We start from the raw sequence: 23,425 nt of genomic DNA, 5'->3' as shown, positions 1-23,425 counted from the left end.
TTTAAGGAATTGGTATAGATGAAACATTCGCTTAGGATGTGAACGAATGGCTTTTTTTCTGAAAAATCTGTACAAACCGCCTCGCTTTTTCGGCCAGCTTGAAGATTCGTGTCTTCTTGATGGCCGAATTCCACATTTTAAAGGAATAGTTCACCATAAAATCGCTCGTCCAACGGTATTTCCAGGAATAGCTGCCCGCTCCTAAATCGAATAACGATGTCGGATGATGCTCAAACAAATAATTCATCGTTTCGAGCATGAGGACATCGAAAACGCCAAACTTTACAAATTCAGGCGAATATCCGGTGTTCCAGCCATAGAAGGTATTGTTAAAAAAATAACATAATTGATAGGCAATAATTTCATGGTTATCCGTTTCCATATACATGGCTACGACATGGGGATTATTATGGAACAGCGTTCTGAAAAAAGCCTCGTTGTTTTTATCATCAAAAATGCTTTTTCTGTCCGTCCTCCCCTTTTGTTCCTGCAAATATTGCTTTTCCAACCGGTGAATGCCGGAGAAGAGGTCGTATAAATCGCCTTTTTCCATGCCTGCCGTCACTTTAAAACGGTAATGATGCTCTTTCTTCAGCTTTTCAAGCTTGCGTTTGATCCTGGAGCTCATCGCCGCTCTCTCGAAATGCGAAAGGCAAGTATACAAACTTAAATCGATTCTTGGACAGGACGTTAAATAAGAAACATGATGATTGTAGCGGTCATGCCTTAACAGAAAGTGCATTAACTCCGTGTCCATGGCGATATGCGAAAGCTCCACTTTTGTCCACTGATCGGCATGATCCTCGATGACTCCAAACATCTCTTTAATGATCGATAAAGGGGAGTGCCGGCTGGAATCGACGATAAAGTTAAAATAATCGCCCTTTCCGATAAAGCACAGGGTTTGGCAGTTCAGCCATTTTCTTTTGGATGTCCGGATCATCAACGGGGCGATCCCCGTCAGCTGATTATCCCGATACGAGCAAATGATGAACAGCTTATGGTTATGATGGACTGCATAGGTTTCCCACCAAAAATAATTGAACCGAAAGGTACTGTAGTAGCTCAAACCCGCCATTCTGCATTCAAGCTTTCTCCAGTCCTCCTCGAGGTTTTTAAAACCTTCAAGATCGGTAACGATTTTGCAACTCATATGTCTGCTACCCCTTTTACCTGCGTTTTTTCCAACTTTTTGAGACGGAGTCGGGTAAACACGCCGATCAGTTCCTCTTTGGCAATAAACTTGAATTTCAAGCTGAGCAAAATAAAAAACAGGCATAACGCTCCATTCAGCAAGATCTCAAAGAACATGTTATGAAACAAACCTTTGCAAACAAAATAAACCCCGTATAACGGGGTAAAGATGACAAGGTACTTGTATGGGTACAGCCACCCGAGGCCAAGCGGGTAATATTTGGAGCCGTAATGGTAGAACACGAGATTGGCAACCGCATAAGAGATGACCGTGGCAAGCGCCGAGCCGTAGATGCCTAACCACGGAATCAAAATCACATTGGCGACGATGTTAATGACGGAGGCTAAAATGATGATCAACGAATTGGTTTTCATTTTATTGGCGATGTGAAGTCCTAATGAATAAAACGAGATGGCCCCGGATAAAAAATAGGACAGCGAAATAAGCGGCACAAGCAAGTCGGCTTGGCTGTACTGATCCGTTGCAACCAAACGAACGGCCAGATGGGCGAACAGCGATAATCCCAAAACGCAGAACCACCCCAGAAAATTATAGATGCGGAACATCCGTTCAATTTGCCTGCTCCCCTCCTCCTCTTGGTATACCTTGTATTTGAAAGGGGTAAAGACGGACGTAAACGGGTTCACGAACACCGGATTGATCAGCATCCCGATTTTATATCCGATGGAATACACGGCCACCGACGACAGATTCATATACCCTTTAATGAGAAAACGGTCGCTTAGCGTCAGTACCCATCCCGAAATATCTCCCATGAGCAATCCGGTGCCGTAGCGTAACATTTTTCGGAGCTTGTGAATGACCAGGACGGGCCTGTATGTTCTCAGATCAAATGCAAATAAGAACAGGAACACGGCAAGATTGCCGGACAGCTGCGCCATAAGAATCCCCGTGATGCCGAGCTTCAAATGGATAAAATAATAAAAAGCGAAGAGCATCATTAAAAACATCGTGGAGACTTGAATCAGGCCTGATTTCAAAGCCTTGAAACCCATGGCGAAATAGCTCGAATAGATCATGTTCAAGCAGACCAGAACCGAACTCATGACCAATAGAGGAATGATCCAAAAACCTCCCTGGACATGCGGAAAGAGCAGCGGATATAGAGCCGGAGTCAGCAAGAAGGCGGCACCCGCGCAAAAAACGCCCCACAATATCGAAAAGGTCATGGCCGTGTTTTTAAGCTCGATTTTGTTCTCGAATTCGTTATAAAACCGAATCATTCCCGAGTAAACTCCGAGAGTGATGATAATCGCCAGCAGCTGCTGAATCGTGATGATTAAATCATAATGTCCATACTGCTCCTGGCTTAAGTTCCTGGTATACATGGGAATCAATATCAAGTTCATGCCCTGCGTCAGTATCGATGAAAATAAATAGACGATGCCGCCAGAGAACATTTTTTTATTTATAATATTCATCGGAGATCACTTTACCTTTGCCAACAAATGTTCTCGATCCGGATATCCTTTCATATGCAGCTAGCAGTTCGTCAAAGTAACCGGTCGGCCTAGACCGCTGTATTCGCTGCTTCACTTGATCGTAGTTCTGCACGATCTCCTTTACTTTATCCAGGAGATCGCTGACGTCTCCGGCACGGTAACCGAGGGTTCCTTCGGGACGCACGCAAACATCACTTGCTATAGACGGAACCCCGTAATGAAGAGCTTCGGCAATAGATACGCCATACCCATCCTGAAGGGTTGGACGGATAAACAGCTTGCTTTTTTGAAGAATCGGATAAAATTCGGTATCTTCGGCTTCATAGAACCAAAACCGGCTTTCCAAGCCATTCCGTACGATCTTCTGTTTTAATTCATTATAATAACGGCGCTCCCCTTCATTTAGAGCCGATGCCCCCAAAACGGTGAACAGCAGGCATGCATCAAATCCGGAGTCCTTCAACCGACGCATTAGTTCAATGAGTTGATCTATTCCATACAAATCCTTGCCGTCCAATAAACGGACGGACCCGTTGGCACTGATCAGAAACGGAGCGGATTCCATCCATTGATAAACGTATTCCGGAATCCTTGCCGCATCCTCCGGGCTTTCCACGGGTTCGAGATATGAAGGTATCGTCTGGATTTTCTCTTCATGGAAACCCCATTTGACCAGTTCGTTTGTATGGGCGGCATTGACGCAAATGATGCCATCGATTCGGCGGAGACTTTGGATCAATAAAAATCTTGTCCATGGGCCTGCGCTTTGGAGTTGCTGGATTAAACTTTCGCCATGAACCGTCAATATAATTTTTTTTCCTAATAACGCATAAACCCCGAGCAGCATTCTAAGATGTTTGTTTATCGAATGAAAATGAAACACATCTCCGCGAATAAAAGAAAATTTGAGAAAAAACTTTTTGTAGCTTTTGAGCGAAACGATGTGCTTATCCTGGATTGAGGTTGGGCTCTCATTGTATAACGTGTAATCCATTCCACGGGTCTTCAAGCCGTGCATGATCCGTTTGATGTGAATGGAGATTCCTCCGTTCGGAGGAGGCGCCGGACCGATGATCACAATCTTCATATTTGAATCCCATCCCGTTTTACCATAACCTCTATGCTCTTGAATTTCCCGGACGCTTCGCGCGGAATATGGTCTACGACTCTCATTCTGAATTTCATGTTTGCCGTGAATATAGAATACAGCTTTTGAATGACCGGCCTAAACTCCTCGATAATCCATTCCATAGGCTGAAAAGTTTCCAGCAAAATTTCAATATCATCATATTGATGCTGTATGAGTTTGCAGGCCGTAACCGATTTTGTTCCGCGAAGGGCAATGGCAACCAGCGAGGAAGAAACCATGTCGCCATTCGGTTTATACATGATTTCTCCCACCCTTCCCTCAATCGAATGAATCGTCGGGAACAAATAATGCGCATCCGGATTGGAAATGACCGGAGTTGAAGCGATATCCATAAGTTCATATCTGATCAACGGCATCACGTCGTTAATAAACGAAGTCCCGATAATCGCATTGGTTCCCGGCTTGAATTCCACATACCCATATAACGGGTTGAAACTGTATGACGTGGCGGAGTTTGTCCAGCCTGCGATAACGGTTTTTTCCGATTGGCCGTAAAAAGAATACAGTTCGGCATCCGGAAAGGCTTTCTTCATCGAATGCATCTGATACTCATGAAGCGTTTCCGAAGCGATCAGAAGCGCCCTAGGTTGAAGCCGATGCGCAAGGTTTTTTTCAAGCACAAGCTTGGAAAGCAGGCTGAGCGATGACGGATAACCGTGAAAATACCGGTATCCGGTTTGCTCGATCAGCTCTATCATTTTTTCGATGTTCTGATGGGTTAGCTTTGAGACATTGATCCGAAGAACCCGCTGATACCGATCCACTTTGTACTCTTCGTTGCCCGGGAAAAAACCTCTGAATTCAATCCTGCCATCCCCTGGCCTATAACCGACTTGAGACCAAAAGAAACAGACGGCGGCCCATTCCCGCTGCTCAACCTTCCGATTGGAATATAACGTTAGCGAAGCTCCCGTGCTTCCGCTGGTTGAACTAAGGAAGACCCTCTTTGATCGATGCCTGTGCGGGATAATGTCGCGACCGCATTCCTTGACCATCGCTTTTTGAATCACCGGGATTCGCCGGATATCGGACATATCGTTCAATTGCCTTGGATGGAATCCGTATTTGTCGTACAGCTCCCGGTAGAACGGGCTTTCGTCATAAGCCATCTTTACGACCGCGGAAAAGGACTTGAACTGCTCTTCGGCAATTTGTTCCTGCGTCATTTCTTTCATTTGTTCGAATTTTTCAAGCCAAACGTAGAATTCTTTGTCCAAGTTCACATAGCGGTAGGGCAAATATGACAAAATCTCCTTGGCAATCTCTTTCGTTAAACTCATATTCTTTCAACTCCACAACGTTTTAAGTTTTTCCAAACAACATGCCAGCGTATCCATGTCTTCATTTGGAATTGTGAAGAAAATATCCGAATGGCCTTGCTCGGAACGCGAACGCCGTAACTTTCCGAAACCCAGCATTCATCGATTTGGGCTTGGCTGAATTCGTCCCAGACCAGCTCCACGGATATGTTTTCGTTATAGATGATGCACTTGTCAGTCCGCTCCAGAATGTTCATAGCCGGCGGCAGAATGTATGTTGAACAAAAATTTACGTCCGCTGCTTGCGGCGCGGAAGATTGGGCCGGCTCCAAACGATCCCGAATCTCGAATTCGCCGGGCCTTAGCGTCAACTCCCGGCAGTGGACCAAACCGCATTTGTTCGCATACCCATGGTGCATTCCTTTAAAATAGTTTTCTTGGAAAGCAACGCATTGGCTGAAGGTTTCCTCCCTCATTTCAAAAAGATGAAGCTCCTCAAAATCATTTTGCTCCTTGCCGTTAATTTGAATCGTATTATGTGATTGCGTGCCGCGAAAATAATTGCGCATCCGGTAATCCGCAGTATAGACGTAACAACCCGGATCGATAAAAATATCTTCCTGATTGATTTGGAGTTCGAAGCTCAGCTGATCATTATGGCTATGGGTTCCTTGGCCATGGAACGACAATTCTCCGCACCGCACCAAACAATAGGCCTCTTCGTTGCGGAGAATGAAATATCCGCCGTCCGGATAGGAGCACGATGTTAACGGGATGGACTCCGGCAAAGCTTGCTTCGGTGGTTTTCCCGTCATCCAAAACGCTTCTTCGGAAAAGTCACGCCCGATTACCCGGAAATCGTCCCTGTCAAATAATTCTCCCGCAACGGACAAGATGTGCCGAAAATCGTTTTTAATCCATTTTCCATATCGGGATGCGATAAGCAAACGCCCGTCATCGGCATCCCCGATGAGCGGGGTCCGGCCATCGGGTTTCATGGTGTGCATAATACATTCGCACATTTTCTCCAACCGGTGCATATAGCGATCGGAGAACAATAGATCATTGCGCAGGCATAATATGGTCACCACCAAAAAGCATTCCGTAACCAGCCGATGATAGGACGTCGAAGCCTCATAGTTGCTCCCGTCCCCATGCACCTGAACGAACATTTCCCGCTCGATTTCCCGGGTTCCGTAGGTCAGCCAAACCTCGGCATCTTTGCCCCATGCGTGCAGACCCTTTGAAGCATCCCTGAAAAATAAACCTAAACTGATAAGGCCCACGAGGTTCGACAAGTAATGATTCCCCGTATGGTCGCCGCGGTTCTCCAAATTTCTGATGATATATTTTCCGTGCATAAACAGCGTCTGGTTAAACCTTCTCCAAAAAGCTTCGTGAAGAGACGGGCTTTCCGAAAAAAAATGGTATGCGGCGATCCAGTTCACGGCCCGGATGGCCACGTCCATCGCACAAGTCCAGTTTACGGACATTTCGACCGGATTCTGTATGATCCAATCTTCGACCTGCGCCTTAAATTCCAATGCGTATTTTTCATTCCCCGTAAGCCAATATGCTTTCCCCAACGTAAAAAAATGCTGGAAACGGGAAAGTTCCCAAGGAACCTTCACGTCTGCAGCATTGCTTAAATCGATGATGGGGATCTCTTTATAAAATCGGTTCTCCCAACGGTAATTTGTTTTGAAGTCTGCATTCCATGGGAGGCGCTCTCCCAGATAGGTTAAACCCGACCCTAACAAATCAAAGTAGTGCGAACAAATAAGCTCCGCCTCCTCAATGATGTCCTGCTCGCAGTTTAATGTCCGCATCATTTCAACGTAGTCCGCTTGTTGTTGGGGATTGAAGAGATATCGGCTCCGAGTATGAAAACCTTCCAAATGAATCGAAACAGCCTTTGTCGGAAAAGCAAGCAACCGATATTTTCTAAAGAAAAAATACAGCCGGTCGAACCCTTTTCGCCAAATCTTTTTTAATGCAGCATCTGCCGGCATGTCTCGGAGTTTTTTTACTTTAGCCAAAAACGAAGCCGTCGGCATCCTTCACTCTCCATCATGTTTTGTCAAATTAATTAAAGAAGCCGCGGGTGTCAATAAGAATCTTTTCCTTTAGGAGGTTCCGGTCGATGTCTGAAAACGCATGATGATTGACCAGCAATAACACGATATCGGACTCCCGGATGGCTTCTTCCTTTCCCATCAATACCGTGTGCTCCAGCTGCAGAAATTCCGGCAGTTGATTCACATAAGGTTCAACGATATTAAGTTTTCCGATTTGACGGGCAGAAAGATGCTTGACGATATCAACGGCAGGACTTTCCCGCAAATCCTCAATGTCAGCCTTAAACGACAACCCCAGACATGCAATGACCGGTTCTTTAAAACGTTCAGCCTTTTCAATGACACGGTCGACGATGTAGCCGGGTTTAAAGTTGTTTACGGCTCTTGCAGTTTGTATCAATTTCGATTGTTCGGGCGCGGCGTCGATTAAAAACCATGGATCCACCGCTATGCAATGCCCCCCCACTCCAGGGCCCGGCTGCAAAATGCTGACGCGGGGATGATGGTTAGCCAGCCTGATCAGTTCCCATACATTAATCTGCAAATGGTCGCAAATGACGGACAGCTCATTGGCAAATGCTATGTTTACATCCCGGAACGAGTTCTCCGTCAGCTTCGTCATTTCAGCTGTTCTTGCATTCGTCTCGAGAACCTTTCCGTTAATGAAGGATTTATAGAATTCCGTTGTACGCTGGGTTGATGCATGATCGATGCCGCCGATGACCCGATCGTTTTCTACCAGTTCGCGCAGGATTTGTCCAGGCATGACTCTTTCGGGGCAATGCGCGATAAAAATTCGATTGCACACCGACTGCGGCGCATCGGACAAGCTTAAGTCATTTCTTGCTTCCAAGATCCAGTCCGCGATTTTCTCGGTGGTTCCAACCGGGCTGGTAGATTCGAGAATGACAATATTGCCCGGTTTAAGCAGAGGGATGATCGTCTGCGTTGCTTGCCGCACATAAGTTAAATCCGGTTTGTGATGTTCCGTAAAAGGCGTAGGCACGGCCAGAATAAAAACATCGGCTTCTTCCGGTTCCATTGAGGCACGGAGTTTTCCGCTTTGCACGGCGGCTTTGACCATGATGTCGAGATCGGGTTCAAAGATATGAACCCCGCCGTCATTGATCAACTTCACGACGTTTAGATTGGTGTCAACTCCATGAACTTGAAATCCTTTAATAGCCAGCAGACTGGCTGTAGGAAGCCCGATGTAACCGAGGCCTACGACGCAAACTTTGTGAACTGTTCCGTTCAAGGTTTATCCACCTCTTAAAAAATTTCGATTTTTTGCTTCTCCCGGCTTAAAATTTGCTCTATCTCATGCATAAGCGGAAGCTTCAGATCACTTTGTTGAAGAGCAAATTGAATGGTAGTAAGGATGTATCCCAATTTCTCCCCTACATCAAATCGCTCGCCTTTAAATTCGTAGCCAATGCACCCCTGCCGGAGAATTAACTGCTCGATCGCATCGGTAAGCTGGATTTCGCCTCCATACCCGGCTTCCTGCCCTTCTAACAACAGGAATATCTCCGGCGTTAAAACGTATCTTCCGATAATAGCCAGATTCGAGGGTGCCAATGCCGGCTCCGGTTTCTCAACGACGCTGCGCAGTCTGTAGGTCCTTCCATCGGCGTCCAGTTGACCCCAGGGATCGATTACGCCATACCTGTGCGTTTGTTCCCTGGGAACGGTTTTTACGCCGACGACTGAAGTCCCGTATATTTCATATTGTTGAACCAACTGGCCGATACAAGGGATTTCCGACCTGACGATATCATCGCCGAGAAGAACGGCAAACGGCTCTTGCCCGATAAAGTTTCTTGCGCACCAGATGGCATGGCCGAGCCCTTTCGCTTCCTTTTGGCGGATGTAGTGGATTTCCACTTCGGATGAGCGGCGTACTTCCTCCAGAACTTCCAGCTTCCCTTTTTCAAGCAAATGATGTTCAAGCTCATGCGAATAATCGAAATGATCTTCGATGGAGCGCTTGCCCTTGCCGGTCACAATAATAATGTCTTCGATGCCGGCTGCGATCGCTTCTTCGACGATATATTGAATGGTTGGCTTATCTACAATCGGAAGCATTTCTTTGGGCATCGCCTTGGTCGCAGGCAAAAACCTCGTTCCGAGTCCGGCTGCCGGTATAATGGCTTTTTTAACTTTATTCATGATGATTCTCCCCCTCTTGTCCGGTCTTTTTTTATGTATTGAACTCAACGGCCCATGCTGTGCGCTCACAGGGACAGGCCTCTCTTCAAATAAAATCGAAGCATATGCTATAGCCCCATCCTCCGACATAGCTCATGCTTCGATTCGAAAAAAATTCCAATAAAATCGGTGGGCATCTAACCCGTCCTCACATCACACCACTGACGATAAACGTCTAAGGTATTCGCATACCCACAGCATGACCGAGTGCCTACTTGTGATAAAGGTTCAGTAGACATAACCTCATCTTCGTTACCAATGGACCGGAATTAACTGCCGTAATAATAATGGGATTCCGCTTTGCCGGTCCTTTTATTGTTTAAGACCACGCCGAGAATGTTAGCTTTGGCGAGCTCCAGTTTTTCTTTGGTTTTTTGGACATGTTCCCTTTTCACCTTGCCTGCCTGCACGACGATAACAACGCCGTCACTGACCGAAGCTACAATCAGGCCGTCGGCCACTGCCATCACCGGCGGAGTGTCAATGAGGATCACATCGTATTCGTCCCTCCAGCTCTCCATGATTTCTTTCAGCTTTCCGGACGAGAGCAGTTCCGTTGGATTTGGCGGCACCGGGCCTGAGGTAATAAGCTGCAGGTTATCGATGCCTGTGTTATGTATGATTTCTTCGCAAATGCTTTGATTCGCCAGAATGTTCGATAATCCGGTTTTATTCGAAACATTGAAAATCCCCTGCAGAGAAGGCCTTCTCAAATCGGCATCGACCAATAGAACCCTTTTTCCTTCCTGGGCAAATGCCACCGCCAAATTGCTTATTGTCGTTGTTTTCCCTTCCGCGGCCTTGGTTGAAGTCACCGCTAAAATTTGAATTTTATGATTCCATCCTAGAAATTGGATGTTTGTGCGCAGATTGCGGTAACTCTCCGATATATTCGACCTGCGATTGATATTCATAATAAGTTTGGTTTTATTGGCTGAGCTGCGCATAGTTTTCACCCACCTGTTTTTTAATTTTTGCGGAGGAACGCGTCTTAAGATCTTTTCTTTTCATTTTTCGGATCGCTCCCAGCGTCGTAAGCTCCAAATATTTTTCAACATCCTGTTCTGTTTTTACCGTGTCATCCAAGTAATCCAGCAAAAATGCAATACCGATGGCGATCATCAGCGAAGCTATGAATGTGATGGCGACGTTTAGCTTGACATTCGGGCTGACCGGCACGGGGTCGGACTCCGGTTTTGCCTTATCCAAAATAGTGATGTTATCGATTTTCATGATTTGCGGAATTTCTTCTTTAAACACTTGCGATACGGCGTTTACGATCTGCATGGCGTGACTATAGGAAACATCGCGTATTTTGAGCGTGATCACTTGTGAATTTTGGGTGGTAACGACTTTTATTCGTTCGCTTAAATCCGCGGAGGTCTCTTTTATTTCAGGGAACCTGCTTACAACTTTGTCCATGATGGACGCCGACGAAATAATGACCTTATAGGAATTGATCAGCATGATATTCGAATTGATTTCGTTAATATCCAGAGACTGCGCCCCGTTCCGGTCCGCGCTCATTTTGTTGACGATCAGCGTGCTTTGGGCCTCATATTCCGGCGTCATCATGAATTTGCTGTACAATCCGGCGCCGGCGGTGCAAACCGCTACGAAGACGATCAAAAACCACAGTTTTTTTCTCAGCATCTGCATCATTAATTTCAATTCCATGACAAACTCCCCCACTTTTGTCCGATTTCACCGGGCGGCATTTTTTCCCGGATTCAAATATGCGCATTGCCGATGTTTCCTCCAAGGATCAATTGGGCTGCATGCTGCCGCAGCGTCTCCAGATACGATGAACCGCACAGCCTTTCGATCGCCTCATGTCCTTCCTTCGTAAAAAAATTCCGCCGCTGCGGGTTGTGCGCGTCGCTCCCGATCAAATGGATCCACCGTTTACCGCATAAATAAAACGCCGTCTGCTGAACTTCTTTGCCGAAAAGTCCGGCCAGCGACTGGGTCGTCACCTGAAGCCTGACGCCGTCTTCCTCGATCCAGCGCCGCACTTGATCCGGATTTCGGATGACGCCAAGGTTCCGCTCGGGATGCGCGATCACGGGATGAATGCCGTGCTTTTTCATATAGGAGACAAAATCGTTGAAGCAGCCCGGCACGCCGCGGGCCGGAAGCTCGACCAGCAGATAGCGGCTTCCGGCCAATGTCTGAAGCCTTCCCGCCCGATGTTCCGCCCGGAACGAGTCGGTTAACCGGAATTCCTGCCCCGGCAGCACGTTCAGCGGAATGCCGCTTTTTTTCAGCCTAAGGTTCAAAGCGGCCACGCGGCGCCGAATTTTGCCGGCGGTATTGGCATATCTTTTGGTGGCATGATGCGGTGTGGCGATCACGGTTTGAATGCCTTCGCCGACCGCAGCTTTGGCCATCCGGAGCGCGCCTTCCATCGTACTTGGACCATCGTCCACGCCGGGAAGGATGTGACAGTGGGTATCAATCATCGTATCAACACCTGTTTTCATAACTTTTGTAACAATATGTATCGTTACAGAACGGATCGACAGCATCTTTTGTTGATTCGAATTGAAATCAGGGGAGCTTTGGCGAAAAGACGGACGATGCGAAATCCTTGCGCCAAGAGGCAAATCATGTGTGTTATCAAGGGGTTTAGGAACCTGATTTCTTAGGTATATGGTTTCAAAATAAACATTCGCTATTGACGACACTGTTAATTTACGATACATTTTGTATCATGTCAAGCAGTTATTTCTCTGCGCTTGGAATCGTATACGGAGGGTGGGAACGAATGAAGAGTGGTCACCGGATTGCAGAGTTGCGGGAACGGAGAGGTTGGACTCAAGAGCAGTTATCCGCTTCGATCGGCATCAGCAGAGCTGCGCTGTCTCATTATGAGAAAAACCGGAGAAAGCCGGATTATGAAACGTTAAATCGGCTGGCGGACCTGTTCCAGGTTTCGATCGACTATCTGTTGGGAAGGAGGGAAATAGCCGATGGTTCCGCAGAATCGGAGCTGAATGTTCCGGAGCCTTGAAAACGAGCGAAGCTACAATCCCGATACATAGGTTTGGTCCAAATTTAACGCGAAAAGGGCTTTGCTGGTGTATAGCCCCCGACAAAAGCAATCGAAACGGCGCAAACGGTATCCGGGCCTGCTATACACCCTTAACGCTAAATCCAAAAAAATGATGCAATAAGCTTTGCGCGCCGGACGTCCAGCATGTATAATGGACTAGCAAACATATGTTTGCCTATTTCGACATCGTCAGTCAGAGGAGGCATCATGAAAGGTTCTACGCATTTGGCGATCGGCGTCGCCATCGGAGCGGCCGCGGCTGCCCATTATCCGTTCACGCTGGAGCATGCCGCGATTTACGTTGCGGTTTCCGCGCTTTCGGCGCTTAGCCCCGATCTTGACGGACCCAGCATGCTCAGCGCAAAGATCGGGCAGTTTTCCAAATGGCTGCGGGAAATGCTGTATTGGTCGGGTCTGCTCCTGATCGTTATCCTTGCCTGGCTGTACTTCGCCAAGCATTTTTTTGTGATGGAGTATTCGTTTGCAGCGCTCAGCCTGTTTCTGCTCGGCCTCATTATTAAAGACGGTCTTTTCCGCAACATTTTTGTCTGCGCCATCGGCGTGGCGCTGGCTTATATCGGCCTGTCCCGCCAGATGCCGTGGTTGATCGGGTTCGGATTGTTTGTGGCGGTCGCCCCATGGCTTAAACACCGGGGTTTAACGCATACCGTATGGGCGCTCGGATTATGGGCATACATAGGTTCCGGCCTTGAAGAACAGCTTCGGGTTGAAGGCATCATGCTGGTGGCAACCGCAGGTTACCTTTCGCATTTGGTTGCCGATACGCTTACGCCAAGCGGCGTGAAGTGGCTGGCCCCCATCCTCAAAAAATCTTTTAAGCTTCCGATAGCATAAGCGGGATTCGTTCCTTTCCGCCGGTCCGATGGACCATCCATGCCGCGCATGAGGAAGCTATGGCAACGAAGGCCTCACGACGAAAGATCGGTACAAACAGATCAACCGAAACCGCTTACGTGCCGAAACACGTCCAAATGAACTCTTCAGCACTGCGTGTGGACTCTGTATTCCAGGAGACATGCGCGGCGTTTGGGGAGTTTTTTGGTTCTGCCCTTAAAATGGCAGCCCTATGCTTATTCGATGCATATAATCATTTCCAATGCAGATACTTTTAACTTGAAGGTTCGCGCCACAAGTGGTACATATTGTAAGAGACCGACTTCATTCATCATATTCTGCATTTAAGGAGAAGAGCGGGTGGCTAAAAAATCGATTTTTGCCGTTTGGATCAGCCTGATCAGCAACGTGGTGCTGACGGCGCTCAAAATCGTCACGGGTCTTGTTTTTAATAGTAAAGTTCTCGTCGCGGACGGGATCCATAACGCCGGAGACGTCGTGGCGACCATCGCCGCCTTGACTTCCGCTCTTGTCGCCAGAAAACCGGCCGATGAAGACCATCCTTACGGCCATGGCAAAGCCGAGGCGATCGCATCCGGCCTGGTGTCCATCATTTTGATCATGGCGGCGCTGCTTATGGTTTACAAGTCCATCGAATCTTTCTTTTCTCCCCCTGCCGCGGCCAGTTGGATTTCGCTGATCGCCGCCTTGATCTCTTTGATATGGAAACAGGCGCTGTATATGTATTGCATCCGGATCGGGAAAGCGGAAAACAGCCGCAGCCTGATCGCAACCGCCTACGACCATATTGCCGACGTCTACGCGTCAGCCGCCGCCGTGATCGGGATCGCCGTTTCGCTGATCGGCGACAAATACCATATCGCGTATACGGAATACGGAGATTCCGCCGCGGGCATCATCGTCTCCTATCTCGTCATCCGGCTTGGCTATAAAATGGGCCGGGAGGCCATCGATATTTTGATGGACAAAAACGTGACGAACGAGCAGCTGCAGCAGCTGACCTCGATCATTTATTCGGTTCCGAACGTGAAACGGGTGGACAGCATCCGCGCCAGGGAACTGGGCAACGCGATTATCGTGGATGTAAAGGTAAGCGTTCCGAACCAATTGACCGTCAAAGAAGGACATGACGTGAGCCGCGAAGTGAAGCAAAGCATCATGAGGCGGATGAAACATGTCGGGGATGTTATGGTCCACTTGAACCCGTGGTACGCGGACGGAGAAGAGGAATAAAGAAAGGGACTGCCCAAGGTTGGGGCAGTCCCTGTTTATTATCCGAGATCCGGCACATCCGTCAGGCTGACTTCCGTACGGTCCGTTCCGTGAAGCTCGAAAATGACAAGCTCGTTGCTGCCCGTTTTCAGCAGCGGAGCCGGAATGTACAACGCTTTTTGCGGCCCGGCTTTCCAGTAACGTCCGAGGTTGAAGCCGTTGATATAAACGACGCCTTTCGTCCAGCCGTCTAGACGGATAAAGGTATCCGCTTTTTCGCTGACTTCGAACAGGCCTTTATAAAACGCCGGCGCTGCCGACTTCGCATTATCCTCGCCTTCCTTCAGCGGCGCAAAGGACAATGCCGACAAGTCGCTAAGCGGCAGCGGACGGATCGTCCAGTCGTACAGGAACTGGTTGCCGAGACGAATGCCTTCGGTAATGCCTTTCGGATCCCTCATCAGCGGCCCGTAATTCACGCGGCCCATGTTTTCCACGAGCACGTCAAGCTGCAGCCCTTCGGCCGGGATTTCGAGCGGAATGCCTGCCGGATTCCAACGTTCCACCGTGCCGACGTACTCACCGTTCGCAAAAATGAGCGCCCGGTCGCGCACGTCCTGCAGCACCAGCTCAAAGCCGTGCCGCGGACCGCTGATCCGCGTGGAATAAAGGATAAAGCCGTAATTTTGGCCCACCTTTTCCATCGGCTCCGGACACGCACTGCGGACCGGCTGCGACAGCTGATCCAGCTGGCCGAACAATTCGGCCTGTTCCGTCATTTTCACGGTACCGTACGCCTTTTTGCGGATCGGCTCAGGCAATTCAAGCTCCGGCAGGTCCATGTAACGGGAAAGCACCTCGCGTACGGCATAAAACTTCGGCGTCGGATCTCCCCACTCGCTGAGCAGCGTATCGTAATCGTAGCTCGTAACCGTCGGCTCGAACTGCTGGCCGTGGTTGGCTCCGTTATAAAAGCCGAAATTGGTTCCGCCATGGAACATGTAAAAGTTCACCGAAGCGCCTTCCTCAAGCATCTCTTCGAGCGCCTTCGCCACATCTTCCGCAGGCCGTGTGTGATGCTCCTCCGTCCAATGGTCAAACCAGCCGTTCCAAAACTCCATGCACATCAGCGGACCTTCCGGCTGGTATTCGCGCAGCTTCGCGAACGCCTCCTTCGCTCTGGAACCGAAGTTGACCGTCTCCAGCACGCCATCCACCATGCCGCCTTGAAGCATATGGTCTTCAGGACCGTCGGAGGTGAACAGCAGCACGTCGATGCCGCGGCTGATCATGCCTTCTTTCAAGTAATTCAAATACTGCTTGTCATTGCCGTAGCTGCCGTATTCGTTTTCGATCTGCATCGCGATGATCGGCCCGCCGTTTGTGCATTGAAGCGGTTTCAATCTTGGCAGCAGCTCGTCGAAATAGCGGTCCACTTTATCGAGGAACGCGCGATCGAAGCAGCGAAGCCGCATGGAGGAATCCGCGAGCAGCCAGGCAGGAAGTCCGCCAAATTCCCATTCGGCGCATATGTACGGGCTCGGACGCACGATAACGTGAAGCCCCAATTCACCGGCTAACCGGATAAACGCTTCGATGTCCGCCAGTCCGTCAAAGACGAATTTTCCTTCTTCCGGTTCGTGAATATTCCATGCCACGTACGTCTCGACGGTATTGAATCCGCACGCTTTCAGCTTCAGCAGCCGGTCGCGCCAATATTCAGGCACTACGCGAAAATAATGGATGGAACCGGAAAAAATGCGAAGAGGTGTGCCTTCATAAACAAAATCATTCCCTTGAACCATAAACTCTGCCATTGAGCTTGATCTCTCCCTCTCTGTGCCTTTTTTTGGCCGTTTTTTGGCCTTTCCTGCCAATAGCCCTGTCCGGCTTATTATAAGCCAGAATCAGGGCCAGTGGGTGAACAATTTTGACAAATATTTCGCAAAAAAATCAACCTTTGACTCCGCCAAGCATCAGGCCTTCGGTCAGCTTCTTCTGCAGCAGCGTGTAAATGACGACGGTCGGCACCAAAACGATGACGAGTCCCGCGAACAAAGAGCCCCAATCCGTGGCAAACTGCTGGATTTGCATCAGGTTGCTGAGGCCGATCGGGATCGTCTTTTTGGCGTCGCTTGTCACGAGCGTCATGGCCAGCACGTATTCGTTCCAGAAGTCGAAAAAGCTGAACACGACCATCGTGATGATGCCGGGACGCACCATCGGCATGATGATCCGGAAGAGCGTTGAAAAATATCCGCAGCCGTCGATCATCGCCGCCTCTTCAAAATCGGCCGGAATCGACTTCATGAAGCCCGTAAGCAAATAAATCGAAAAGGACAAGGTCCCCGTCGCATAAACCGCGCTGAGCCAAAACCTGTTGTCGAGCATATGCAGGTCGTTCATCAGGATGAACAGCGGCACGATGATATACACTCCTCCGATGAACAACCCCGCCATATACAGGTTGGAAATGAGCTTTTGCCCGCGGAAGCGCATCCGCCCCAGCACGTAGGCGGTCGGTACCGCCATGATGATCAGCATGATCATGGACAAGACCACGACCAGCACAGAGTTGAGCATATAATCGCCGATTTTGGCGGTCGTGAACGCCCGGACATAGTTGTCCCACTGCAGCGATTTCGGCAGAGACCACGGGCTTTCCATCACTTCTTCGTTCGTTTTGAAGGAGGCCATCACGTTCCACAGCAGCGGATACGCGACCGCCAGCGCCTGGATGACGAGCAGGATCCGGAGGAGCCCATTGCGTACGATGACAGCCGCTTTCACCGGCCGATGTTCCCTTGGGGAAGGAAACGCCGCGCTAGTCTGTATTTGTGCCATATCAATAAGAGCCCCTTTCCGTAAGTTTGTTGCTGATCAGCGACAGGATCACGGAAAAAGCAAACACGAATACGCCGATGGCCATCGCGTAACCGAAGTTGGAGTTCGTAAACGCCTGCTGGTACAAATACGTCATGACCACTTCCGAATGCCGGTCCGGCCCGCCCGCCGTCATGATCGTCACGATGACGAAGCTGATCGACAGCACGCCGTTGATGCTGAAGATGATCGTGATGCGGATGATTTCCCATAGCATCGGAATCGTGATATGAATGAATTGCTTCATGGGCGTTGCGCCGTCGATGCTTGCAGCCTCATACAAATCGGGCGAAATGCCGTCGATGCCTGCCATGTATATGACCATGTAATATCCGGCGGCCTGCCAGATCATCGTCACTGCCAGCGCCCACAGCACGGTGCGGGAATCGCCAAGCCACGGCATCGCGTATTGCCCCAGTCCGGACAGTTCCAGCCCCGAGTTCAAAAATCCGATCGTCGGGTGGTAAATGAACGACCAAAGGATCGCGATGACGACAAAAGACAAAATGCTCGGGAAAAAGAACAGCGTACGGTAAAGTCCCCGCTCCTTCAGCTTCGTCCTCGTCAATATCGAAGCGTTGACCAGGGCGATCAGCAGCGTGAACACGGGAACGATGACCATCAAAAATCCGGTGTTGCGGAGAGACAACAGAAACGCATCGTCGCGGAACATTTCCACGAAGTTTTTGAAGCCGATGAATTTGGGCTCATCCCCGATTCCCGTCCATAGAAAAAACGATTTGTAGAACACCTGAATCGTCGGGTACAGCTTGAATAATACAAACATGGCCAGCCCCGGAACCAGGCAAACGGCCATGAACAGCAGCCGCCTCGTTTTCAGCGTCATTCCCTCACTTCCTTCCAATGGTTTTTTTTCGGCCGACGCAGCCCGAATTTGTTTTAAAAGCCCAAAAACGGGTTGCGACGGCCTTTTTGTCTGCCCTTCAAGTTTACTTCCAATGGGGAATGAGGGAATTACTTGGCCTCTTTTAATTCATTGCTGACTTCGGTGTACATGTCGTACATCTTCTGTCCATATTCCTCGAGCGTCATCTGTTTGTTGACCAGGGAAGAAATCGCTTTGTACACGTCATCCTTCGGATTGTATTTGCTGCCTTTCGCTACCGTCTGGAACGTGCCGTTGACCAGCTCCATCCCGTTGTCCACGGCTTTGTATACGTTGTACGTCGATTCCGAAATATACGGCTTCGCCAAATCGGCCGCGTCCTTGACCGCCATGACCGCCTTCGATTTTTCGGCATTGAGCTTGATGCTTTCGTCGGAATAGATGTACTTCAGAAATTCGGAAGCAAGCTCCGGATTTTTCGCTTTGGCCGGAATGACGATTTGTTCGATATTGCTTTGCGCCTTGACGCTGCCGCCGTTAAAGGACGGGATGCCGAGAAAACCGAACTGGAAGCCGTTTTCGCGCGGCGCATCCTTCATTTCGTCTTCGAACCACGTTCCGTTCGGGATAAACATCGCTTTGCCCTGCATAAACGCGGTTTGCGCCTGCGTATGGTTTAGCGCCACGGTGCCTTTCATCAAGCCGTTGTCTTCGTTTGCGAACTTGAGGATGTTGCCCCATACCTGCTTGAACACGTCGCTTTTCCAAAACTCCGGATCATAATTGAAAAATTGGTCGAGTGCCTTCTGGCCGCCAAGATCGTAGATGGCCGGAACGATGATTTCTTCCAGGTAGCCCGGATAGATGCCTTGGTAGGTAAACAGCGCCCGGCCGTTTTCCTTGGCCGCCGCGTTCATCGCAAACAGCTGATCCCAGGTTTTCGGAGGCTGGAATCCCTTTTCGTCAAACAGCGTTTTGTTGTACCATAGGCCCAGCACGCCGAAGTTGAACGGCGCCAGATAGATTTTGCCGTCGCCGTAAGGGGACATCGCGCGCGATTCCAACACGCCCGGCAGAATTTTATCCTTCAGCGGGCCGCTGCCGTCGTCTTCGTTAAAAATACCGGTCAAATCCAGCAGCGCCTTGTCCTTGATCAGTCCGTCAAGCAGCGGGATGTTGTCTCCCCCGGCGATGTATAGCAAATCCGGGGGATTTCCCGCCACGATTTTCGGACGCACGAGCTCGGCGATTTTCGGGCTGGCCGTCAAATTGATTTTTGTGCCGGGATGATCCTTCATGAATGCTTCGATGACCTGATCCCAATATTCGCGTCCGTAGCCACCCTGGAAAACAGCGACGTTCAGCTCGCCGTTGGCGACTTTTTTCGAGCCGTCGCCGCCCGATCCCGCAGCATCCGCGCCGCTTTCATTTCCTCCGGAAGCACCCGTGCTGCCGCCGTTTCCGCAGCCTGCAATCAGGGATACGGATAATGCGCAAGCGCTTACAGCCGTGAGAAGCTTATTCCATTTCATTCCATGACCTCCTTTTTCTTTGTTGTCATTATACCTCTGCCTCAAACGGCGCCAAATGGAGCACAGAACGAATGACATGGATGATTTTATGTTCATTTTGAAACCGCTTGCGTCTAACCTGTACGATTTTAGGATGACTGCTTAAAATGTTGCATGTCGGCGTTATTTTTGCTTCAAAGCTGGACTTTCTTTCGGTTTGACATGTTTCGGGGCGATGCCGAAATGCTTTTTGAACAGCCGATTGAAATAAAACGGATCGGAAATGCCCACCTCGGCGGCAGCCTCCTTGACCAGCAGTTGGCCGGAAGCGAGCAGCTCATATGCCTTGGCCATGCGCAGCTCATTCAGGCAAGTCATGATGCTTTTTCCGGTTTCCGTTTTGAAAATTTGGCATAAATACGTTTCCGACAAATTGACATGCGACGCTACGTCGCGAATCGAGACCGGTTTGGCGTAATGCTCTTCCAAATAGGCAAGCGCCTTTCGGATCTCGGGCCGATTCGCCCGAAGCGCGATGCCGCTCTCTGCAAGGGCAAGCACCTCCTGCGACAACTCCGAGGCGATCATGAGCAGTTCCGTGTCGCTTGCAGCCCCGGTAATCCGTTCCAGCCAAAGCGAAGGGTCGAATTCCCTCCGCTGTTCGAGCCCCAGCTTCCGGCTTAGGGTCCACATCGCTTCGCAAATCGTCCGTTTGACGACCCGCGGCAGCAGCCTGCGCACGGCGCCTTCCCTGATGATCCGCAGCGCCCGCAGCTCCCATTCGGCGGCAAACTCAGGCCTGCCCACGCGGATGTCCTCCGTCCATTCCGCTTCCATCCGCTCGTACGCCGGGTCATGTTCGACGGCTTCGGTATCGCTGGACAAAGAGACACTCCCCGCTTCTTGGTAAAACAACAACGCCCGGGCTTTGCGGCAGCGCCGCATCTCTTCGATCAGTTCTTCCGGGCCGAATGCCGGTTTTCCGTATATGATATCGACGTTCATGCTGTAGTACATGGCGGCCAGGCTGGCCATCCGCCCGGCCATCTCCGCCGGCTCTGCCGATTGAGATTCTGCCGGATAAGCCGCGGCGAGCAGAAATCTGCGTTCTTCTTCGGCCAAGGTACACTGCCAGCTGCTTCCCGGGTATACGTCGCTCCACAACTGGCTAAGGGAACGCTTTAGCGAAGTTTCGTCCCTTTTTTCACCTACCGTATCCACTTGAATAACGAACAAGGACACGCCATGGCCCGGCGGCAGCAGCTGCGATGCCGCTTCCGGGTTCAGGCCGGGAAGCCGGTCCTCTTCTGCGGAATCGTACAACGCATGCAGAAGATCATGAAGCCGGTTTGTTCTTTCCGTCTGCATCGCCGTATGCGCAACGCTCGGCTGGCGCTTTTTCTCGTCCAGCTTTTCGGCGATTTCGTCTAAGGTTTGCATGAAATTATCGCTTTTGAGCGTCAGCTTCAGCATGTAGTCATGGGCGCCGCATTTCAGCGCTTCGCGCACCAGTTCGAAATCGTTGAAGTTGCTCAGCACCAGGATCTCCCCGTCAAAGCCGGAAGCCATAAGCCGTTTAATCAGCTCGATCCCGTCCATCTCCGGCATTTTAATGTCGGTGATGACGATATCGGGACGCTGCTCGCGAGCGATCTTCAGCGCGGACGCGCCGCTGGAAGCCGACCCCGAATACAGGAAGCGGCTTCCCTCCCAGCGGATCAGCGTTTTCACGGCATGGCGGACGATCATTTCATCGTCGACGATAAGCACTTTATACATAACGCTCCGGTTCCCCCTCGCTTCGATAGATTGGAATCGTAATGACCGTCTCGGTGCCTTTCCCGGGCGCACTGGACGTCGCCAGCCCAAAGGGAGCTCCGAAATGAAGCTTGATGCGTTCATCGACGTTGGCGATCCCGAGGCCCGACAGCTTTGAGCGGGTTGAAGCCGGCTTTGGCTTCATCGCGTTCATGTCGAACCCTTTGCCGTCATCGGTAATCCGAATCGTCAATATATGATTGCGGCAGGTCCCTTTTACCCATATGCCAACCCGTTTCTCATCGTCTCCCACGCCATGCAGAATGGAGTTTTCCACGATCGGCTGCAAAATGAATTTGGGCACCAGGCTCTCGGAAAGCTCCTCGTCCACTTCGATATGGAGCACGAAGGAATCGCCGTAACGGATGCGCTGGATGTTGGCGTAATGGCGCAGGTTTTCGATTTCGGTCCGCAGCGGAATGAATTCGTCCTTAAGCATGATCGTGCTTCGCAGCAGCTCCGACAGCGACTCGATGCCGCTCGTAACCGATTCGTTTCCTCCAAGCATGGCGGTCCATTTCAACGAATTTAACGTGTTGAACAAAAAATGCGGGTTGATCTGCGCTTGCAGCATTTTCAGCTCCGCATCGCGTTTGGCCTGCTGCTCCGTTTGAACCTGGGCGATCAGCTGCTTCAGCTGCTCCACCATCCCGTCGATCGTTTCGGTCAACATGTCCATTTCGTCCGGATACATGGAGCGCGCTTCGGCTTTGGCCTCAAGCCTGCCCATCCGGATTTGCTTGGCGTACATGAGCAGCGAGCGCATCGGACTATGGATCGTAAAATAAATCCACATCGAAATCATGCCGGACACAAGCACGATGATGAGGCAGATGAATACCAGGTTCCGCTGCATTTCCGACAGCTCCGAAACGATGAATTTTTGCGGAATCATGCCGACGAAAAACCAGTTGGCCGAGCGGATGTAGGAGCTGCCCACGAGGAATTCGCGTTTGTCCACGTTGGCATGGAACGCCGCCAGCCTCCCCTCCCGGTGAAACTGCCGGTCGATGACGGCATGGATCTCGTCCGCCGCAAACCGGGTTCCTTTCGGAATGTCGTCCGAAATCGACGAAATCACCATGCCGCTGGCATCCGTAATGTAAATGCTGCTGCCCGTCCCCAAATTGACGAATTTATAAATGTTGCGCGAAAACACCTTTTCGTCGATAAAAATGATCACGTATCCGAGTTGCTTGTTCAGCGCGTCCTCCGAGTAAATGATCCGGCTGAGCGCGATCGTATTGGTCCCCCGGCTGGAACGAAGATACGTCCAGTAAGCGTTTCCAACGGAATGGCTCGTTTGCTCCAGCATCGCTTGAATGGATGCCGACGGATACAACTCGAACCCGAGATCGAAAAACGTCTCGCTGCCGTTGTTCAAAATCATGACGCTGCTGATGTTGCCGAGCTGGAAAATTTGCTGCCCCATCTCGTTCCCGATCCGGACCTTCAACTGGTTTTTTTCGTAGTCGCTCATCGTATCGAAACGCTGAAGGCCGTCTTGGATGGAAGGGTTGATGATGATGTTTTCGCTCAAGGTTTCATATTGCTCGAGCTCGCGCGCGGCGTTTTGGGAAAGCTCGTCCAAAATCTGCATGGAGTACGCGCTGATCTTGTTCGTTACCGAAGCCTGGTACTTCATGTTGGAATAGACGCTTACGATAACGACCGGCAACAGCGAGGTAATGACAAAGGCGGCCAGCAGCCGGTTTTTGATCGACAAGCGCCGCATGACGAAGGACTTGCTTTTGATTCGGGAACCTAAATTACGGAAAAACATCGAATTCACCCCGCTTATGATGTCCTCGATCCGAGGCTCTTCCCGGAAGTTATAACCTATACTAACCGCCACTGTCGAAAACCG

At 50.1% G+C, this 23,425-nt stretch carries 18 protein-coding genes and 1 pseudogene; 3 read left to right on the top strand and 16 right to left on the bottom strand.

Going from position 1 to position 23,425, the window contains the following annotated elements; translation table 11 throughout:
• Window positions 1-31 precede the first annotated feature (31 nt).
• The 10 genes from RJP21_RS12420 to RJP21_RS12375 form a co-directional block, all read right to left on the bottom strand.
• The gene (locus RJP21_RS12420) at window positions 32-1,153 is read right to left on the bottom strand and encodes a GNAT family N-acetyltransferase (protein WP_310859567.1); all 1,122 of its coding nucleotides are present in this window, start codon (window positions 1,151-1,153) and stop codon (window positions 32-34) included.
• Window positions 1,150-2,637, bottom strand: coding sequence for a lipopolysaccharide biosynthesis protein (locus RJP21_RS12415; RefSeq protein WP_310859566.1), 1,488 nt, complete (start codon window positions 2,635-2,637; stop codon window positions 1,150-1,152). The genes RJP21_RS12420 and RJP21_RS12415 overlap by 4 nt, the downstream gene beginning before the upstream one ends.
• A complete protein-coding gene (locus RJP21_RS12410; RefSeq protein ID WP_310859565.1) occupies window positions 2,621-3,745 on the bottom strand; it encodes a glycosyltransferase family 4 protein in 1,125 nt (374 codons plus the stop codon). Before RJP21_RS12410 ends, RJP21_RS12415 begins: the two co-directional genes overlap by 17 nt.
• A complete protein-coding gene (locus tag RJP21_RS12405) occupies window positions 3,742-5,088 on the bottom strand; it encodes a hypothetical protein (protein ID WP_310859564.1) in 1,347 nt (448 codons plus the stop codon). Before RJP21_RS12405 ends, RJP21_RS12410 begins: the two co-directional genes overlap by 4 nt.
• The gene (locus RJP21_RS12400; RefSeq protein ID WP_310859563.1) at window positions 5,085-6,899 is read right to left on the bottom strand and encodes an alginate lyase family protein; all 1,815 of its coding nucleotides are present in this window, start codon (window positions 6,897-6,899) and stop codon (window positions 5,085-5,087) included. The genes RJP21_RS12405 and RJP21_RS12400 overlap by 4 nt, the downstream gene beginning before the upstream one ends.
• A 253-nt stretch (window positions 6,900-7,152) precedes the next feature.
• The gene (gene wecC / locus RJP21_RS12395) at window positions 7,153-8,403 is read right to left on the bottom strand and encodes a UDP-N-acetyl-D-mannosamine dehydrogenase (protein ID WP_310859562.1); all 1,251 of its coding nucleotides are present in this window, start codon (window positions 8,401-8,403) and stop codon (window positions 7,153-7,155) included.
• Between the two features lie 14 nt (window positions 8,404-8,417).
• Window positions 8,418-9,317: a UTP--glucose-1-phosphate uridylyltransferase GalU gene (galU, locus tag RJP21_RS12390; protein ID WP_310859561.1), complete on the bottom strand. Its 900-nt coding sequence runs from the start codon at window positions 9,315-9,317 to the stop codon at window positions 8,418-8,420.
• A gap of 308 nt (window positions 9,318-9,625) precedes the next feature.
• Window positions 9,626-10,303 (bottom strand): CpsD/CapB family tyrosine-protein kinase, encoded by a 678-nt coding sequence (locus RJP21_RS12385; protein WP_310859560.1) that lies wholly within the window; start codon window positions 10,301-10,303, stop codon window positions 9,626-9,628.
• On the bottom strand, window positions 10,284-11,033 hold the full coding sequence (locus RJP21_RS12380) for a YveK family protein (protein ID WP_310859559.1): 750 nt from the start codon (window positions 11,031-11,033) through the stop codon (window positions 10,284-10,286). Before RJP21_RS12380 ends, RJP21_RS12385 begins: the two co-directional genes overlap by 20 nt.
• Before the next feature lie 53 nt (window positions 11,034-11,086).
• Window positions 11,087-11,818, bottom strand: a complete 732-nt coding sequence (locus RJP21_RS12375) for a tyrosine-protein phosphatase (RefSeq protein WP_310859558.1) — start codon at window positions 11,816-11,818, stop codon at window positions 11,087-11,089.
• A 305-nt stretch (window positions 11,819-12,123) separates the two neighbouring features.
• Here RJP21_RS12375 and RJP21_RS12370 point away from each other — a divergent pair.
• The 3 genes and pseudogenes from RJP21_RS12370 to RJP21_RS12360 form a co-directional block, all read left to right on the top strand.
• Window positions 12,124-12,315 (top strand): annotated as a pseudogene (locus RJP21_RS12370) (helix-turn-helix domain-containing protein); the annotation flags it as partial.
• 303 nt (window positions 12,316-12,618) lie between these two features.
• Window positions 12,619-13,266 (top strand): metal-dependent hydrolase, encoded by a 648-nt coding sequence (locus RJP21_RS12365; protein WP_310859557.1) that lies wholly within the window; start codon window positions 12,619-12,621, stop codon window positions 13,264-13,266.
• 360 nt (window positions 13,267-13,626) lie between these two features.
• Entirely contained in the window at window positions 13,627-14,520 is an 894-nt protein-coding gene (locus RJP21_RS12360) for a cation diffusion facilitator family transporter (RefSeq protein WP_310859556.1), read from the top strand.
• A 38-nt stretch (window positions 14,521-14,558) separates the two neighbouring features.
• Here RJP21_RS12360 and RJP21_RS12355 read toward each other — a convergent pair whose 3' ends face one another.
• The 6 genes from RJP21_RS12355 to RJP21_RS12330 form a co-directional block, all read right to left on the bottom strand.
• A complete protein-coding gene (locus RJP21_RS12355; protein ID WP_310859555.1) occupies window positions 14,559-16,316 on the bottom strand; it encodes a glycoside hydrolase family 35 protein in 1,758 nt (585 codons plus the stop codon).
• Window positions 16,317-16,452: 136 nt separating this feature from the next.
• Window positions 16,453-17,343, bottom strand: coding sequence for a carbohydrate ABC transporter permease (locus tag RJP21_RS12350; protein ID WP_310859554.1), 891 nt, complete (start codon window positions 17,341-17,343; stop codon window positions 16,453-16,455).
• Window position 17,344: 1 nt separating this feature from the next.
• Window positions 17,345-18,229 (bottom strand): carbohydrate ABC transporter permease, encoded by an 885-nt coding sequence (locus tag RJP21_RS12345; protein WP_310859553.1) that lies wholly within the window; start codon window positions 18,227-18,229, stop codon window positions 17,345-17,347.
• A gap of 128 nt (window positions 18,230-18,357) precedes the next feature.
• Window positions 18,358-19,761 carry a carbohydrate ABC transporter substrate-binding protein gene (locus tag RJP21_RS12340; protein ID WP_310859552.1) on the bottom strand — a complete coding sequence of 468 codons (1,404 nt, stop codon included), beginning with the start codon at window positions 19,759-19,761 and terminating at the stop codon, window positions 18,358-18,360.
• Between the two features lie 162 nt (window positions 19,762-19,923).
• Window positions 19,924-21,519: a response regulator gene (locus RJP21_RS12335; RefSeq protein WP_310859551.1), complete on the bottom strand. Its 1,596-nt coding sequence runs from the start codon at window positions 21,517-21,519 to the stop codon at window positions 19,924-19,926.
• Window positions 21,512-23,341 (bottom strand): sensor histidine kinase, encoded by a 1,830-nt coding sequence (locus RJP21_RS12330; RefSeq protein ID WP_310859550.1) that lies wholly within the window; start codon window positions 23,339-23,341, stop codon window positions 21,512-21,514. Before RJP21_RS12330 ends, RJP21_RS12335 begins: the two co-directional genes overlap by 8 nt.
• Window positions 23,342-23,425 lie beyond the last annotated feature (84 nt).

The sequence above is a fragment of the Paenibacillus sp. VCA1 genome (assembly GCF_031583795.1).
In the GTDB taxonomy this organism is placed as follows: domain Bacteria; phylum Bacillota; class Bacilli; order Paenibacillales; family Paenibacillaceae; genus Paenibacillus_AQ; species Paenibacillus_AQ albilobatus.
This window is presented reverse-complemented; position numbering and strand designations above follow the sequence as displayed.